At 43.3% G+C, this 17174-nt stretch carries 18 protein-coding genes; 7 read left to right on the plus strand and 11 right to left on the minus strand.

The window, feature by feature from the left end; genetic code table 11:
• Positions 1-11: 11 nt before the first annotated feature.
• Positions 12-590, minus strand: a complete 579-nt coding sequence (gene rpoE, locus C505_RS0113510; protein ID WP_018693155.1) for an RNA polymerase sigma factor RpoE — start codon at positions 588-590, stop codon at positions 12-14.
• 215 nt (positions 591-805) lie between these two features.
• Here rpoE and nadB point away from each other — a divergent pair, with 215 nt between their 5' ends.
• A complete protein-coding gene (nadB, locus tag C505_RS0113515) occupies positions 806-2410 on the plus strand; it encodes an L-aspartate oxidase (RefSeq protein ID WP_018693156.1) in 1605 nt (534 codons plus the stop codon).
• Here nadB and C505_RS0113520 read toward each other — a convergent pair.
• Together C505_RS0113520 and C505_RS0113525 are read right to left on the minus strand one after the other, a co-directional pair.
• A complete protein-coding gene (locus tag C505_RS0113520) occupies positions 2407-2826 on the minus strand; it encodes a protein YgfX (protein ID WP_018693157.1) in 420 nt (139 codons plus the stop codon). The genes nadB and C505_RS0113520 overlap by 4 nt on opposite strands.
• Positions 2813-3064, minus strand: a complete 252-nt coding sequence (locus C505_RS0113525) for an FAD assembly factor SdhE (RefSeq protein WP_026317961.1) — start codon at positions 3062-3064, stop codon at positions 2813-2815. Before C505_RS0113525 ends, C505_RS0113520 begins: the two co-directional genes overlap by 14 nt.
• Positions 3065-3226: 162 nt before the next feature.
• Between C505_RS0113525 and ygfZ the strand changes: the two genes are divergently transcribed.
• The 6 genes from ygfZ to C505_RS0113555 all read left to right on the plus strand — a co-directional run bounded on the left by ygfZ (position 3227) and on the right by C505_RS0113555 (position 8664).
• A complete protein-coding gene (ygfZ, locus tag C505_RS0113530) occupies positions 3227-4186 on the plus strand; it encodes a tRNA-modifying protein YgfZ (RefSeq protein WP_018693159.1) in 960 nt (319 codons plus the stop codon).
• Positions 4183-4668, plus strand: a complete 486-nt coding sequence (locus C505_RS0113535; protein ID WP_018693160.1) for an FKBP-type peptidyl-prolyl cis-trans isomerase — start codon at positions 4183-4185, stop codon at positions 4666-4668. The genes ygfZ and C505_RS0113535 overlap by 4 nt, the downstream gene beginning before the upstream one ends.
• Positions 4669-4779: 111 nt before the next feature.
• Positions 4780-7089: a YdbH domain-containing protein gene (locus C505_RS0113540; RefSeq protein WP_018693161.1), complete on the plus strand. Its 2310-nt coding sequence runs from the start codon at positions 4780-4782 to the stop codon at positions 7087-7089.
• A gap of 26 nt (positions 7090-7115) precedes the next feature.
• Positions 7116-7286, plus strand: a complete 171-nt coding sequence (locus tag C505_RS24085; RefSeq protein WP_018693162.1) for a YnbE family lipoprotein — start codon at positions 7116-7118, stop codon at positions 7284-7286.
• A 13-nt stretch (positions 7287-7299) separates the two neighbouring features.
• On the plus strand, positions 7300-7620 hold the full coding sequence (locus C505_RS0113550; protein WP_026317965.1) for a YdbL family protein: 321 nt from the start codon (positions 7300-7302) through the stop codon (positions 7618-7620).
• A 588-nt stretch (positions 7621-8208) separates the two neighbouring features.
• Positions 8209-8664 (plus strand): energy transducer TonB, encoded by a 456-nt coding sequence (locus C505_RS0113555; protein WP_018693164.1) that lies wholly within the window; start codon positions 8209-8211, stop codon positions 8662-8664.
• A 59-nt stretch (positions 8665-8723) separates the two neighbouring features.
• Here C505_RS0113555 and adk read toward each other — a convergent pair whose 3' ends face one another.
• From adk to C505_RS0113595, 8 genes are all read right to left on the minus strand, one after another.
• A complete protein-coding gene (adk, locus tag C505_RS0113560; protein ID WP_018693165.1) occupies positions 8724-9371 on the minus strand; it encodes an adenylate kinase in 648 nt (215 codons plus the stop codon).
• Between the two features lie 223 nt (positions 9372-9594).
• Positions 9595-11517, minus strand: coding sequence for a molecular chaperone HtpG (htpG, locus tag C505_RS0113565; RefSeq protein ID WP_018693166.1), 1923 nt, complete (start codon positions 11515-11517; stop codon positions 9595-9597).
• 244 nt (positions 11518-11761) lie between these two features.
• Positions 11762-12367: a recombination mediator RecR gene (gene recR, locus C505_RS0113570; protein WP_018693167.1), complete on the minus strand. Its 606-nt coding sequence runs from the start codon at positions 12365-12367 to the stop codon at positions 11762-11764.
• 67 nt (positions 12368-12434) lie between these two features.
• Positions 12435-12761 (minus strand): YbaB/EbfC family nucleoid-associated protein, encoded by a 327-nt coding sequence (locus C505_RS0113575; protein ID WP_018693168.1) that lies wholly within the window; start codon positions 12759-12761, stop codon positions 12435-12437.
• Between the two features lie 22 nt (positions 12762-12783).
• Positions 12784-15087: a DNA polymerase III subunit gamma/tau gene (dnaX, locus tag C505_RS0113580; protein ID WP_018693169.1), complete on the minus strand. Its 2304-nt coding sequence runs from the start codon at positions 15085-15087 to the stop codon at positions 12784-12786.
• Between the two features lie 3 nt (positions 15088-15090).
• Complete coding sequence (gene apt / locus C505_RS0113585; protein WP_018693170.1) at positions 15091-15636, minus strand: adenine phosphoribosyltransferase; 546 nt, start codon at positions 15634-15636, stop codon at positions 15091-15093.
• Positions 15637-15664: 28 nt separating this feature from the next.
• On the minus strand, positions 15665-16042 hold the full coding sequence (locus C505_RS22425; protein ID WP_018693171.1) for a response regulator: 378 nt from the start codon (positions 16040-16042) through the stop codon (positions 15665-15667).
• A 370-nt stretch (positions 16043-16412) separates the two neighbouring features.
• Positions 16413-17168, minus strand: coding sequence for an HvfC family RiPP maturation protein (locus tag C505_RS0113595; protein ID WP_018693172.1), 756 nt, complete (start codon positions 17166-17168; stop codon positions 16413-16415).
• Positions 17169-17174: the final 6 nt, after the last annotated feature.

The following is a 17174-nucleotide window of genomic DNA, read 5'->3' on the forward strand; positions in this document are numbered from 1 at the left end:
CCTTCCCAAACCTACTGTTGAATCAAGGGGTTCACTTTTTTATCAATTGCTTCACGCGCTCGAAAAATCCGGGAACGTACTGTTCCAACCGGACAATCCATGATATTTGCAATTTCCTCATAACTTAAGCCTTCAAGCTCACGTAATGTGATTGCCGTCCGTAAGTCATCCGGAAGTGCTTCTATTGTCGAGAATACAACTTGTTTCAGTTCGTTTGTCAGCAATAAACTCTCTGGTGAACCATTTTCTTTTAGCGCATCTCCACCTTCATAGTATTCTGCGTCTTCCGCATCAACATCTGAAACTGGTGGTTTACGCCCCATTGCAACCAGGTAGTTTTTCGCACAATTCACGGCAATCCGATACAACCAAGTATAGAATGCACTATCGCCTCGGAAGTTCGGCAATGCCCGATATGCTTTGATAAACGCTTCCTGTGCCACATCAGCGACATCCCCAGGATTTGAAACATAACGTGATATTAAGTTCATTACTTTATGTTGGTATTTGCTCACCAACAGGTTAAATGCCCTTTTATCTCCGTTTTGCACTCTTTTTATTAGTTCTAAATCTGTACGTTGCTCGCTCATCCGAGCTCACTCTCCCACTTAAACTTCTTTGCTAGTTTGCAGAGCTGACTCGTCGCTTGCCTGATTCATCAGACTAGGACTGATTGAAAAAGTTCTGTAAACGCATAAAAAAAGATAAACTATCTCATATTTTCTAATTCCGGCGATGGAATAGCAAGGTGAAAACCGCTCATCATTGAAAGCAACCGTCGCCAATCAGAGGCTTAGTTTACCGTATGAGTCAATCGATTGAACACCTTTGTGATGTATTAATTATCGGCAGTGGTGCTGCTGGCCTATCCTTGGCCCTTAAACTTGCCGATGAGGCGAATGTTGTTGTTTTGAGTAAAGGGGAAATCAGGGAGGGTTCAACTTTATACGCGCAAGGGGGGATTGCTGCCGTATTTGATGAAAACGACAGCATTGAGTCTCACGTCAATGATACGCTAAAAGCCGGTGATGGTCTCTGCGAAAAAGAAACTGTGGAGTATACCGCAGAACACGCAAAATCTTGCTTGGAGTGGCTCATTCAACAAGGTGTTCCGTTTGATCAGGAAACTGATAACCAAGGACAAAAACGATTTCACTTAACCCGCGAAGGTGGACATAGCCATCGCAGGATCCTTCACGCAGCGGATGCCACTGGGCGAGCCGTACAAACGACACTGGTTGAACAAGTCAGACAACATCCAAACATTCATTTGTTTGAGCGTTATAATGCCGTTGACCTCATCACAGGACAAAAGTTAGGCCTGCAAAATAATAAATGTCATGGTGCTTATGTCTGGAATCGTGAAAAAGAAGTGGTCGAAGTGATAAAAGCACGCTTTGTCGCTTTATGTTCTGGCGGTGCCAGTAAAGTCTATCTCTATACCAGTAATCCCGACGTTTCCAGCGGTGATGGCATTGCAATGGCTTGGCGTGCAGGTTGCCGCGTTGCAAACATGGAGTTTAATCAATTTCATCCCACCAGCTTATATCACCCAAAAGCACCGAATTTCCTCATCACAGAAGCGATGCGGGGTGAAGGCGCATATTTGACCCGTGAAGATGGTACACGTTTTATGGCTGAATTTGATGATCGAGAAGAGCTTGCTCCACGAGATGTTGTCGCACGTGCCATTGATTACGAAATGAAGCGCTCAGGTGCAAGCTGTGTCTATCTGGATATTACACATCAACCAAAAGACTTTATCATCGAGCACTTTCCAACGATTTATGCGAAATGCCTGAGTGTTGGGATTGATATCACTAAAGAAGCGATACCGGTTGTGCCAGCAGCACATTATACATGTGGTGGCGTTGTCACTAATCAGAACGGGAAAACCGATTTGGACAACCTGTACGCGATTGGGGAAGTTGCTTATACAGGGCTGCATGGTGCAAATCGTATGGCAAGTAACTCTCTGTTAGAGTGTATCGTCTATGCTCATTCAGCTGCAAAGCACATTCTTTCTGAACTGGATGAACCCATGCCTGAACTGAACTTTCCTGCTTGGGACGAAAGTCGTGTGACAAACTCCGATGAAGAAGTCGTGATCACCCATAATTGGCACGAACTTCGGTTGTTTATGTGGGATTATGTCGGTATTGTCCGTTCAACAAAACGGCTCGAAAGAGCCTTGCGACGTATCGAATTGCTCAAGCAAGAAATTCATGATTACTATGCGAACTTCAGAGTAAGCAACAACCTGCTTGAGCTAAGAAACCTCGTTCAAGTTGCCGAACTGATTGTAAAATCCGCCCTATCCAGACGAGAGAGTCGAGGCTTACACTACACCATCGATTATCCTGAACGAGAAGAGTGCCCAACACCGACGTATCTTTCCCCAACTCGCTAATATTTGGAATGAATCAGCCTGGAGACTCGCGCAAAGTCTTCAGGCGTCATTTGATCCCGCCAAATCATCACTTTCTTCAATTGATGACGACTTGGACAGCTCAACCAAAGGACACAGAACCAAGGCATCACATAGCTTTGCTGACTCACTTGCCAGCGACTGCTTTCATCATTGAGTTCATAGAATATCCCCTGTGAGATATCAATCAGGTAACATCCACAAAAGAGTCGAACCCGCTTCAATAACAGATAAAAAAGACAACACATGATGATGAATTGTAACAAGAGAAGTACTTTAGGAACCGCTAAAGGATAAAGTGAAGCACCGAGAGAGACTACGCCGATGCAAAAAATGCATCGACGCCAAATCGCCCATAATTTGCTCGTCCCTGAACAGGCAATCTTAAACTTTGACACGATTGAGAATCATATCCACCATGGCTGCAAGTTCTTTATCCTGACAATCCTGATGGCCCATAAACCAGGCAAATAAATCTGGATCATCGCAAGTCAACAGTCGCTGAAAAATGGCTTTGTCTTCCTCAGACAATGCATCATATGCATCATCTACAAATGGCCGAAAAAGCACATCTAATTCGAGCATTCCACGACGGCAGGCCCATTTTAACCTTGATTTACTATCAAGCGTCGTCATATCTACCTCGGAAGATATTTTTTATCAGCCCGCATTGTAGCAAATTGTGCTTCGAAGTTGAGGGGGAATTTCAAATAAATCGACTTCCACCTTTCATCACTTTAAGTTCGCTGCATCAGGAAAGAGAATCTTCAACAAATTCATGATAAACTCAGGCAAAAAATGACAGATGATGCTATGGAACTCTATCGCTTCCCAATAGAAGATGAAGTGTGTGAACTTTCACACTTTTCGATTTTTCGCGTCAGTGGTGTAGACAGAAAAACTTTCTTGCAAGGCCAGCTGACCTGTGATCTCAATACCCTTAGTGCCAATCAATGGCTTCTTGGTGCGCGTTGTGACGCTAAGGGGAAGATGCAAGGCATACTCCGAATATTCGAATATCAAGAAGTATTGTATCTCCTTGGTTCGAAGGCAGAACTCGAAGCATCAATTACTGAGCTGAAAAAATATAGTATTTTTTCAAAAGTTGAATGGCAAGACATTAGCAGTGACTACCGTATTTTGGGCGTTTTTGGACAATCAGTACAACAAAGGTTGCAACCTCAATTTTCAATTGAGCCTCAAGGCAACTTATTCGCTTCAGATGATCATATGCTTCTTCGCTGGCAGGAAAACCGCTTTGTTCTCCTGCAACCTAGCCGTTTACCAATAGGTGAAGTACCCAATGAACAAGCGCTGATACATTGGAAAATCCACGATATCCAACAGGGTATACCACACCTGACATCTGCAAGTTTGAATGAATATGTCCCCCAAATGCTCAACTTACAAGCACTGGGTGGGGTTTCATTTAAAAAAGGTTGTTACTCAGGCCAGGAAATGGTCGCGCGCATGCATTATTTAGGCAAGAATAAGAAAGCGATGTATATCCTACATGGTCAATCTGGTGATGCTGAACCAGGCGTTGTCATTGAGCAGGCGATCGGCGAAAACTGGCGTAGAGCAGGACATATCATCAATGTTGCTGCCGAAGAAAAACAATTATTTATTCTCGCTGTGCTTCCCATTGATTTGGAACCAACGACACAGCTCAGATTGAAAGGGGATGAGGATGAACACATCTTGTCGATCGTCCCTTTACCCTATCCTCTTAAAGAAGAAACTAAGGAAACCGAATGAATATCGAAAAAAATGTTGTTGTCAAAATGCATTATAGTGTGATGGATAAAGAAGAGAACCTCATCGACAGCTCTTATGATGATGAGCCTCTTGAGTTTATCCAAGGCTTTGGTTTCCTGATCGAAGGATTAGAAAAAGCACTTGAGGGGAAACAGTCTGGCGACAAGTTAAGCGTCGATGTTCAAGCGGCTGATGCATATGGTGAACGTGCTGATGGCCTAGTTCAAACTGTACCAATGTCCATGTTTGGTGATGTCGAAGTGGAAGTCGGCATGCAATTTCGTGCAACGACTGATGATGGTGAACAAACGGTGATCGTCATTGATGTGACAGATGAAGAAGTCACTGTCGATGGCAACCATCCACTTGCAGGTATTGATCTGAAATTTGACGTTGAAATCCTTGATGTTCGTGCAGCAACCGAAGAAGAGCTTTCTCATGGTCATGTTCATGGTGAAGGCGGTTGTGGTCATTCCCACTAATTTTTGCGTTTATAGACTGAATTCCTTCGTGCCGGTGATTGGCGCGAAGGTCATCTTAGCATTATCCTTTTTAAGGTCCGTTATCACATTTGAGCAACCAGAATATATGTTATGAAAGGACGTATCATTGCTGTAATTATCCTGGCCCTGATGGTTGCTGTTTATGCAAAACGTGATGCCATTATCCTCTATCTGCTTTCCGGCTGGCTTGAAAAGCAGGGATATGAGATCACCTGTCCACTTGAGCTAGACAGTTTCAAACCAATTCAAGTCAAAGCACTTTGTTTAGAACATCCTACTTTTTCTGCAAACTTCAACCAAATCAATATTGAGTGGAACTTTGATGGGGTTCAGCGCATCGATTTAGAAGCACTACAGTACCGACCTGTGGATAACCAGCCAAAGCAACCACAGAAAACGTTCGAAATGAAAGATGCGGTGCATATGCTGCAAGATGGCATTAGTCAGCTGAATGAACTCCCCGAGCTACATCTGAGTAATATTTCATTAAAGCCTTTTTCAGACCAGCCTCCGATGACATTATCGGTGCAGCATCATCCGGCGGAAGAAACAACCATCAAAATGAGCTGGAAAAACAAAGATGCCCTCATACAGCTGAAATACAAAGCTGAGCATACAGCCACCAATCTGGATATCCCACCTGAGTGGTTGACCCCATGGCTTGATGATTTGCCTGTTTCTGTCAAACCCACATCATTACACTTTACTGCGATACTCAGCAATACAGATGCTCTACTCCTGCAACTTCAAAGCTCAACACCATGGCAGGTTCAAAAAGATGAGCTATCTATCGACATCTATCCAAACCTGAAACTTCAGTTCTCTCAGCAGGAAGAAGGTGCTTCAATTGACTGGTTAGACAGTGCATTCCAATTTAAAACAAAAGCACTCACAAAACTTCTACCAGAAGGTGTATCCATCAGCCCTGTTCCAGATGAATATAAATTACACATTTCTGGCGTTACATTACTTCCAAAAGGTCATCGCACTGAAGTGCTTTCGTTACCAGACATGTTACTCACTGCGGAAAAACAGCTTCAGGTTGAGTTCACACAAGGCCGGTTAGACTTACTCAACAAGCAATACACCGTAACAACACAAACGGAAGTAAAGAATATGCAGGTCGGGTTAGAGGAGAAGGGGATAACACTGAAAGCTGTTTCAATGCAAACAAATAGCCAGGTTGTTTTGTCACCAACGATCCATACAATTCAGTGGGATAAGTTGCGAATACGTGCTGAACAGCTCTATCAAAAAGAGGTGATCCTTGATCACCCCATTGTCGAGATCCAATCTGCCCAGATCAATCATGTCATCGATCAGCCAACTCAACTACAGCTCAAAGGCAAAATGACTAGTGGAACACTCAATCACCCTCAGTTGAAAGTCAATAGTGTACAACTCCCTTTCGAAGTGCATTCTTCTGATATAACGAAATCACTCGCCTTTATGGAGGTCACTAGTCAACTTTCTTTAGAATCAATTCCACTTTGTCATCTGAACCTGAAGCAAAAGAATCTGGAAGTTAAGTGTGACAAAATGCACTTGATACCATTCAAATCTTGGGTACAGCATGATGCTGTAGACCTTGTTGATTTGCAGGATGGTTACTTGAGTATTGGGTTAAAGGGAGAACTTAATACGCCTTATTCCATACATGTTGGACTCTCTGATGTATCTGGCGTTTATCAAGAAATATCCTTCAATAAAATGGAGCTACAAGGTGAAGGAAACCTCGATACCCAAAAGCCCACACTACAAGTCAAAGGGCCATGGACCCTTCAAGAACTAAACCCGGGAATCCCAGCAACTGATATGAGCGGCAATTGGGAAGCCATCTACAAGAATGGACAACTTGGATTCAATACTCAGTCCATTATTGGGAAAACATTAGGGGGCACATTCCAGGTCGATCAATTGAAATACCCGATCGCACCGCAGAAGTTTCAAGTGTCCGTAGATAAAATTGAGCTGCAACAGTTGGCTAAACAGAATGAAAAAGTAGACATTCAAACAAATGGGCAAATATCCGGCTTCTTGCCAATTCGGATCAGCAAACTCGGTGCTTCAATTGAAAATGGGAAACTAAAAAATCAAAATCCTGGTTATCTCAAGCTACAATCTAACGAAGCAATTGAAGCACTCAAACAAAATGATCCAAGTTTAAAAATCGTTATGGAAGCACTTGAGAATTTACACTTTCAGGTGCTCAGAGCCGAAGTCACGATGGGCGTCAAAGGGGATATGGACTTACAAGTTCGTATTGAAGGAAATAACCCAGATATGGATACACCAGTCAATCTCAATTATACGCATCAGGAAAACGTCTATATGCTGCTAAAAACATTGAGACTTGGTGAATCATTGTCAAAGTCTATCGAAGAATCATTGCAACAATAAGGAGTCACTCTTTGAAACAATTATTGATGATAAGCAGCATCATCATGGTGCTTTTGTCGGGCTGCACACACCGTGTTGAAGTTGCAGCAAAAGAGCCGATTGAAATTAACTTGAATGTCAAAGTTGATCATCAGATCCGCGTCAAAGTCGATAAAGAACTTGATGACGTGATCAGTGAAGACAGTGGATTATTCTAAGGGGAAATAACAAATGAAAAAGATAATCAGTACGCTCCTGGCCTGTATGATTTTTGCAACACCTGCTTGGGCAATGACACTGGATGAGGCAAAACAGAAAGGCTTTCTTGGTGAGCAACCCAATGGTTACCTTGGTCTTGTGAAGGACAATGCGGAAGCCAAAACGCTCATGAATGATATTAATGCTAAACGAAAAGCAACCTATCAGAAACTCGCTACAAAAAACAAAATTACGTTAGCTGATGTCGCCAAAATTGCTGGCGAAAAAGCAATGAAAAAAACCAAATCAGGCAATTACATTAAAGGTGCTGATGGCCAGTGGAAGAAGAAGTAACGTACTTCGCCCATGACCCAAACGGTTTTGCTTTTTGTTGATCCACAGCAGCACCGCAGGTGCTGCATGTGATGTACCGCGCTTCAGGATGATTTAAGCGATACCTATAACGACTTCTTAGATATTCAACACCCACACGGTTCTACCAAAAATACACTCGTTCCGTTAAAACAAATTTAGAGGCAAATACCTTCGTCTCAGGCGCCCTCCTTTATACTCCATTGATGAGGATGAGAGACATTCCCAATGCCAAGAAGGCACAAAGCACAATATTATCATGAGAATGCCAACCCCTCCGTGGATCATGGCACGTAGAAGCCGCTTTTTCATGTTTCCAACAACGGATTTTGTATAAACCAAAAGAAAATATTCGCAAAAAAAGCGGTAAAATTAAAAATTGAATCCAAGGAAACAATTTGGGATTGCAGTATCTTCTCAAATAGCCAAAGGAAAATGAAAGTACACCTATTTCTGTATCTTTATTACTTTGGTCTTACATTAATCTGAATAGAAATCAGTTCAATTAAAATTCACACTAAATAATGATATTATTCTCCGCCTTTGCAATTCGCTTTACTCAAATGACATATGAAGACAATTCACATATTCCTGATTTTCTACCTCAGCCTATTGACTGGGTGCCAATCATCGATACCCGTTGAACAATATAACAAAACACAATGGCATGATACTTGGGAGTTAGTCAAAAGAGTTCCCCCGCGTTTTCCAGGAAAAGCGCTCCATGACGGTATTTTTGCAGGCTGTGTTACCTTAGGATTTACAATTAATCGTGATGGCAAAGCCGAAAGCATACGATTTCTCGGCGAAACCCCAAAAAAGTATTTTGAAAAAGGAGCAAAGGGGTACTTCGGTGAAGAAGCAAGAAGCGCTTTATATAAATGGCGGTGGGAGCCTAAGCCGAACAATCAAAATAGAGAGCCTGCTAAAAATCAAATCAATATGATTTCTTTTACTGCATTTCCGTCAATTAATACTGAATGCATCACGAAAGAACAAATTATCAATCATGAAAAATCATCTTAAGCAGTGTTCATGAGAAGCCGATCACCTAGCAGTTTGTTGCCAGGTGATCGGGTGGTAAATCAACTCGCAAGGATGCGCTTTAATTCGTGGCTGACATCGTCAACTGGCTTGGTACCGTCCAACTTCGTGAACTGAGTGCGGCCAGCTCCAGCTTCTTCTTGGTAGAAAGCAACCAATGGCTCTGTTTGTTCATGGTAAACAGCAAGGCGCTTACGAACCGTTTCTTCTTTATCGTCGTCACGGATACTGAGTTCTTCGCCGGTGACGTCATCTTTACCTTCAATTTTTGGCGGGTTATATGCAATATGATAAACACGACCTGAAGGTAAGTGCATACGACGGCCGCTCATCCGCTCTACGATGATTTCGTCATCAACAGCGAATTCGATAACATGATCGATCGAAATCCCATTGTCTTTCATCGCATTCGCTTGTGGGATGGTTCTTGGAAATCCATCCAGAAGAAAACCTTTTTTGCAGTCTTCTTTCGCGATACGCTCTTTTACAAGGCCAATGATGATGTCATCAGACACCAGCTGCCCTGCATCCATTACTTTTTTCGCTTCCAAGCCTAACGCGGTCCCTTCTGCGATCGCAGCACGCAACATATCGCCTGTTGAGATCTGAGGTATCCCGAATTTCGTCATTAAAAATTGCGCTTGAGTCCCCTTTCCTGCACCAGGTGCACCCAGTAGAATAATGCGCATAGGTTTATCCCCTCGTATGCTTTTTTATTTGGTCAAATCAGTTTGGAATAGTTACATAAAAAACTTACCCGCTGCAAGGGGTTTATCCATTCAAAATGCAAGTTGTTGAGATTCTTTTTCCAAGTGGAGGATATTTATATCAGATTGCGTAAATTTTGCATATTTCTAATACAAAAACGCCAACGAAATTGTTGGCGTTTGGAAGTCTGAAGATTGTGAAAACTTACTTCATCAATGTCATCATCAGGCGGTTCATTCGAGCGACGAAAGTTGCAGGATCTTTAATGCTGCCTCTCTCTGCCAGAATTGCTTGATCAAGCAAGACTTCAACCCATTGCTTAAATGCTTCATCATCGGATTCATCCGCAACACGCTTCACAATGTCGTGCTCTGGATTCAACTCAAAAATTGGCTTCACTTCTGGTGCTTTTTGGCCCATCGACTCCATAAGCTTGACCATTTGTGGACTCATATCCATGTCATCTGTCACAACACAAGCCGGTGACTCAGTGAGGCGATGCGTCACACGAACTTCTTTGATTTGATCACCCAGTGATGTTTTGACACGCTCGATAAAGCTTTCGTATTCTTTCTCGATTTTTTCGTGCTCTTTCTTGGTTTCTTCGTCGTCCAAGTCACCCAGATCCAAGTCACCACGAGTAATCGATTTGAAACTCTTCTCATCGAATTCAGTCAGATGACTCATTAACCATTCATCAATCCGATCGGAAAGAAGAAGTACTTCAATGCCTTTCTTGCGGAAAATCTCTAAGTGCGGGCTGCTCTTCGCAGCTTCAAAGCTGTCTGCAACAACATAGTAGATCGTATCCTGACCTTCCTGCATACGTTCGATGTATTCAGGTAAAGAAACATTTTGTACCGTACTATCCTCATGCGTCGAAGAGAAACGAAGCAGCTTTGCAACTTGTTCTTTATTTGCAAAATCTTCTGCCGGGCCTTCTTTCAGAACCTGACCAAACTCATTCCAGAAAGTCTGATATTTTTCTTTGTCATTCTTACCAAGGCGCTCCAACATCTTCAATAAACGGCTTGTACAACCTTTACGGATCGCTTGTGTGATCTTGTTATCTTGCAGGATCTCACGGGAAACGTTGAGCGGCAAATCATTCGAATCAACAATGCCTTTTGCAAAACGCAGGTAGTTTGGCAGGAACTGTTCCGCTTCATCCATAATGAAAACGCGCTGAACATAAAGCTTTAGGCCATTTTGTTTCTCACGGTTCCAGAAATCCCACGGTGCACGTTTTGGAATATAAAGCAGTGAAGTGTATTCAGATTTTCCTTCAACTTTGTTGTGACTCCACAAAAGCGGCTCTTCAAAATCATGGGAAATATGCGAATATAGCTCTTTGTACTCTTCATCGTTGATCTCCGACTTATCACGAGTCCACAGCGCTGTTCCACGGTTGATGGATTCCCATTCACCTGGTTGTGCTTCGATTTTTTCGCCGTCTGGCCCTTCAGATTCTGGCACTTCATCACGCCACATCTGTACAGGCATACTGATATGATCAGAGTATTTCGTCACAATTTGACGGAGTTTGAAGCTATCTGCAAATTCTTTATCTTCTTCACGCAGATGAAGTACGATTTCTGTACCACGACCATCAAGAGTGATATTCGACAGTGAGTATTCACCTTCACCCGCAGACTCCCATTCAACACCTGAATCTGCATCATGGCCCGCTTTACGAGTACGGACGCTCACTTTATCTGCCACGATAAACGCTGAGTAAAAACCAACACCAAATTGACCAATGAGTTGGGAGTCTTTTGCTTGATCACCCGTTAGGTTTTTGAAAAACTCTGCTGTGCCTGATTTTGCGATTGTGCCTAGGTTTTCCACAACTTCATCACGAGTCATTCCGATGCCGTTATCTTGAATCGTTACTGTACCGGCCTCTTTGTCTGCACTGATACGAACATGTAAGTCACCATCATTTTCGTATAACGCATTATCAGACAGCGCGTTAAAGCGGAGTTTGTCTGCAGCATCTGATGCGTTCGATACAAGTTCACGCAGGAAGATTTCTTTATTGGAATACAGTGAGTGGATCACCAATTGCAGCAGCTGTTTTACGTCAGTACCAAACGTGTGATTTTCTTTATTGATTTCTGTCGTCATCACTTCATCCTAAATATATTGCTGTACTTTACGTACACAGAATGTGTTTACTATCTGGAGAAATATATTGAGGTCGAAAACTGGTTTTCAAGTGAAAAGAAGAATTTTCTTTTCGAAAGGCTCAAAAGTAAATCGGAATAACAGAAGTGAAGTCACTCGATGATGAGCTTGAATACTTTTTCTATGAATTCACTCATCAATCGGGTAATCACTGAAGGGGTTTTCTAAACGATTAAGTTTCCGTTTATGAGTAAAGAATTGACGTTCTGCCCGATAATGCGTGTGTTAGTGTTGTGCCATCCACATATTCTAATTCACCACCCACTGGAACACCATGAGCAATACGTGTTGCTTGTATTTTGTGTTTTTCACAAAGCTCAGCAATATAATGTGCTGTCGCTTCACCTTCAACGGTTGGATTGGTCGCGAGGATCACCTCTTTCACTTGGCCAAGCTGTAGCTGGGCTTCCAATTTATCCAAACCTAGATCTGCTGGTCCAACACCATCCAGCGGAGATAAACGACCGAGTAAAACAAAGTAACGCCCTTGAAACTGTCCAGTTTGTTCTATGGCAACCACATCTGCTGGTGACTCAACAATACACAAACTATCCGATTCGCGCTTTGGAGATTCACAAATAGCACATAAATCGGTTTCGCTAAACGTGCGACACTGTTGGCAGTGCTGCACTTGCTCCATCGCCTTCTGTAACACAATTCCAAGTTTCTCACCGGCGTAACGGTCATGTTCCAGCAAATGAAAAGCCATCCGCTGCGCAGACTTTGGGCCAACGCCAGGTAAACATTTCAACGCTTCGATCAGTTCGGTTACGAGTGGTGTTAATTTCATACTATTTTCCATAAGAACGGCTAAAAAGGGGATGAGCGCTTTGACTACCCGTCAAAGCGCAAATTCATTAGAAAGGAAACTTCATTCCTGGTGGTAATGGCATCCCACCGGATAACTCTTCCATTTTCTCTTTGTTCTGCTCTTCAACACGGCGTACCGCGTCGTTAATTGCCGCAGCAACCAAGTCTTCGATCATGTCTTTGTCATCTTCCATTAAGCTTTCATCAATATCGACACGACGAACATTATGGTTACCATACATCGTAACTTTGACTAAACCAGCCCCAGCTTCACCCACAACTTCCATTTTTGCCAGATCTTCTTGCATTTGCTGCATCTTCTCTTGCATTTGTTGGGCTTGCTTCATCAGGTTGCCTAAACCGCCTTTCAACATAAATCGTCTCTCTTATTCAAAATCAATGATCAATAGGGGTGATTGTATCGCCTTCCACCTCAGCTGCAAATTCTTCTTGTAAAGAAATTACAAAAGGGTCGCTTGAAACAGCATGGACAGCCCTTTCCTGACGTGCTGCGTGTATTTCCTGCTGGATCTTATACGGCGTGTCTGCAATGGAGGCTTCAAATTCAATAAACACAGCAATATCGCTTTTGAGTTCATCACGAATATGCTGCTCCAATTGCTCCCGTGTAGACTGTGTATCCAAGTGAGCAAAAGCTTTCTCTAGGTAAAGTGTTCCTTTTTTCTCTTCTGGCTGATAGACAAACCGTGCATGTAATGCAATTTGACGAACACGCGCTTTCAATGCCATCCGCTTAATCATTGCTGACCATGCATCCACTTGTGCAGCAGAGAGAATATCCGTGTGGACAAAGCTATCGCATGGACGTTCCCAGTTTTTTTGAATTGGAAATGGTGCAAGTGTTATCGACAGTTCTGTGAGCGCCGGCGCAACCTCACTTGCAGTTGGCTCAATGGTGCCTTCAATCTTTTCTGGTTGATTTGAAACGGCCTCTTGCTCAAGATTATCTGACACGGGAGGATCCGACACAGTATGGCCCGGATCCTGTTGTGGTTTTACAACTTCATCGCTTGTTGGTTCATCGTCATTTGAACCATCACACTCGATCTCATCTTGATCGATTTCATCATGCATGGGCGGATGCATAATTCTGGGAAGTGACGGCGTTTCCTGTACGGGTGGTGTTTCCGGCCGTACAGGACGACTTTCAGGCTGCGGCGTTTCTGTCTCCGGCACAACAGGCGTTTGCTCCAGCTCAACTTTACTCGGCGCATGCCCTGTGACGACACTTCTCAATACTGCACCCGATTTACGCTGATTTAAAATTGCCATCACTGGATCGTCATCTGCTGTTGCAACCGCAATATCATCCAGGCTGACAATCTCATTTTCTGGACTCACATCGACCTGCGGATCTGGTAATCGCGCTTGCAACGTTTCCGTTTGCTCAACATCCGACAAGGCTTCGCCTTGGGCAACTTCTCCTTTAGAAGCCATGTGCTCAGCCTGCTGCAAAATCGCATCCTGATCCGCCTGAAGCGTTTCCATTGTCGAAGGCGCTTCTGGTCGTTGATAGGGTTGTGACTGTTGCGGCGCCTGTATCGATGGTTCTGGCTGTACACGCGCTGTTGCCGTTCCAGTTGCAGGCATGAAAGGAGAGATCTCAAATGCGAGCATACGCAAAAGGATCATGTGCAGCGCCATTTGCCCATCGTCAATGAGGGCGAGTTCCTTTTTTCCTTGTGCTGCCATTTGATATAGCATCTGGACTTTCTCTGGGCTGGCTTGTTGCGCTAACTGTTGCACACCTTGCTGCCAATCATCCTCAAGCCCTGCTGCTTCAGGGAAAACCTGTACCAATGCTGTCAAATGCAGGATCCCCAGCATATCTTCCAATAGCAATGTGTAATTTGGCGCAAAGTCACAGACCTGTTCCCAAGCTGCCAAAAATGCAGATTTATCACCTGTCACGACGGACTGAAGCAAACGCATTGCCCAGTTTTTATCAAGCGTACCTAACATTGCATGGACATGAGAAGCATCAATTGGTCCATTCGCGTGTGCGATCGCCTGATCAGTTAAACTCAGCGCATCGCGCAAACTGCCATGTCCATACTTTGCAAGTAGCTTTAACGCTTCTTCTGAAACCGAAATATTTTCTTTTCCCAGAATATTCGCAAGCTGCTGAGAGATTTCAATGACATTGAGTGCCTTGAGATTAAACTGGAGACAACGGGATAGAACCGTCACAGGTAGTTTTTGAGGATCCGTGGTTGCAAGAAGGAACTTCACATGTTCCGGAGGTTCTTCCAAAGTCTTGAGTAAAGCATTAAAACTATGGCGAGACAGCATATGCACTTCGTCAATCAAATAAACTTTGAATCGACCTCGTGTCGGTGCATATTGAACATTCTCCAGAATCTCACGCGTATCTTCGACTTTCGTTCGCGATGCAGCATCAATTTCTATCAGGTCAACAAAACGTCCCTGCTCGATATCCACACACTCAGAACATTGACCACAAGGTTGTGATGTCACCCCTTGATCGCAATTCAAACTCTTTGAAAACAATCGCGCAATGGTTGTTTTACCAACACCGCGCGTTCCCGTAAACAGATATGCATGATGAAGACGGCCCAAATCAATCGCATTGGTCAGTGCCGTCTTTACATGGGATTGGCCAACGAGATCAGCAAACGTCTGTGGACGCCACTTTCTCGCCAGAACCTGGTAGCTCATGCGTTACTCGCCTTCGAATTCAACCAATTTAAGGATATTCAAGCCAAGCGATGATAAACGCTCCTCTCCACCTAAATCTGGTAAAGAAACAACAAATGCAACATGCTCGACTGTCGCACCAAGCTTGCGGATCAACTTCGTTGTCGCTTCGATGGTGCCACCTGTTGCGAGTAAGTCGTCAACCATCAATACTTTATCTTCCGCCTGGATCGCATCCTGGTGGATTTCTAATGTGTCAACACCATACTCAAGCGTATAAGACTCGCTGTATGTTTCGCGTGGTAACTTGCCTGGCTTTCTCACTGGGATAAACCCAGCATTTAATTCTTTCGCCAAAACCGCGCCAAAAATGAAGCCACGTGCTTCTGCACCAACAATTTTTGTAAAGCCCTGATCTTGATAATGATGTACCAGCTGCTCAATCGTCAGGCGAAATGCCGCAGGATCTTGCATCAAGCTGGTCACATCCCGAAACATAATCCCTTCTTTCGGATAGTTTGGAACGGTTTTAATACTATTTTTAATGATTTCTAAAGCATTGACGTTCATGCTCAAAATTACCTATTGAAGATGATACTCAGGCCACCGCATTCTCGCGGCAGGATGCAATTAGCATCGTCAGATGGGCCAAATCAACGGGCTTTGTCAAAATATGTTCTATTTCTTCTTCCGCAGCACGTTGCATGACTTCCCGGCTTTGATCCGTTGTCAACAAAACCATCAGGCTGTGTCGATAGGCTTCAAGTTCTCTTAAATTATGAATCAAAGTGATCCCATCCATGATGGGCATCCGATAATCAATCACAAAACAATCAAAATGATCTGACTTTGCCTTGGTTAAACCATCGAGGCCTTGTTCGGCTTCGACAACTTGAAACCCATCGTTGACTAACGCTCGTTTGATTAAAGATCTTACTTTTTCATTTTCATCAACGAGTAATACTGTCGGGTTCATTGATACTTCCTTTGTCTGCGTCTATTGATACATTGACGCTTTTTTTTAGCACTCGTTGCAAAGAGACAATAAAAAAGACCGAAATCGGTCTCATTATTCCACGATCATCTCTTACTCGCAAAGCAAGCGATATCCCTCACTTTCCGATACTTCAATTCTCGATAACTACTGAGTAAGGAAGTTTATCCAACTGAGAACCATCGGTAAGCATGGAATGAAAATCACCATCAAGATGATAGTCAATAAGTGTTTTACCGTGAACGGATCACGGAAATCGCCATCATGCGCCATTGTTAAAACCTTTTTCTTGCACGACTAAAAAATCAGCCCAGTATTCTATTGAATTTTAGCATGGGATAAAAGAATAATTTCAATTGTGTTCAGTATTTGTGCGAAGAATCGTTCGTTCAGCCAGTTGTGTCAGGATCTGTAGCGCTCCCTGTTCCAACTGTTCAAAAGTAAAATGAGGGAATTGATGGTGCATATGCTGGATTAAAGCATCAAACTGAACGCCGGGTTCTTGCAAAATACCCTGCAATAAAACCGCGGTCATCACATTGATTTCTAAAAACTCAACGTCTTCTTCATTGGCACGATAAACAACCAGATAAGTTTGCTCACTCCCTGGTTCTTCAGGCATAAAATCCACACTGATATGCTGAACAGGAAATTGATAGCTGACAAACATAGCCAATTCTGAAAAATACAACGGACGATGTGTCACATCTTGAGTAGACAAGTAGGAAAAGGATTGCACTTCAACCCGAGTCGCCATTTCCAGCTCGGTCCACTCATAGTGTGCCAGCTCAAGCAAAAATGGCGGGTCTTCTTCTTTCAACCCTCGCTCATCCGCTAGATACAGCAAAAATTCTTGCGCGATGTGTAAAAAATAAGGAGAAGTGCAGGAATGTTTGATAAAAAACTCTCGAACCAATGACTGCCACTGCGGCGCTTCATATAAGCTTTTTAAAACTGGAAAACCTGTTGAAACAAAACCTTCTACATTATTGAAGAACAGCTCACGGTAGATCCCCATTCTGCGATCTTCAATACCTTCTGGTAAGGGTTGATTGTCTGGATCTCGAATATGCTTCGTAAAATCTTCCTGCACTTTTTGAAATTGCATCGTTAC

The organism is Algicola sagamiensis DSM 14643 (genome assembly GCF_000374485.1).
Lineage (GTDB): Bacteria > Pseudomonadota > Gammaproteobacteria > Enterobacterales > Alteromonadaceae > Algicola > Algicola sagamiensis.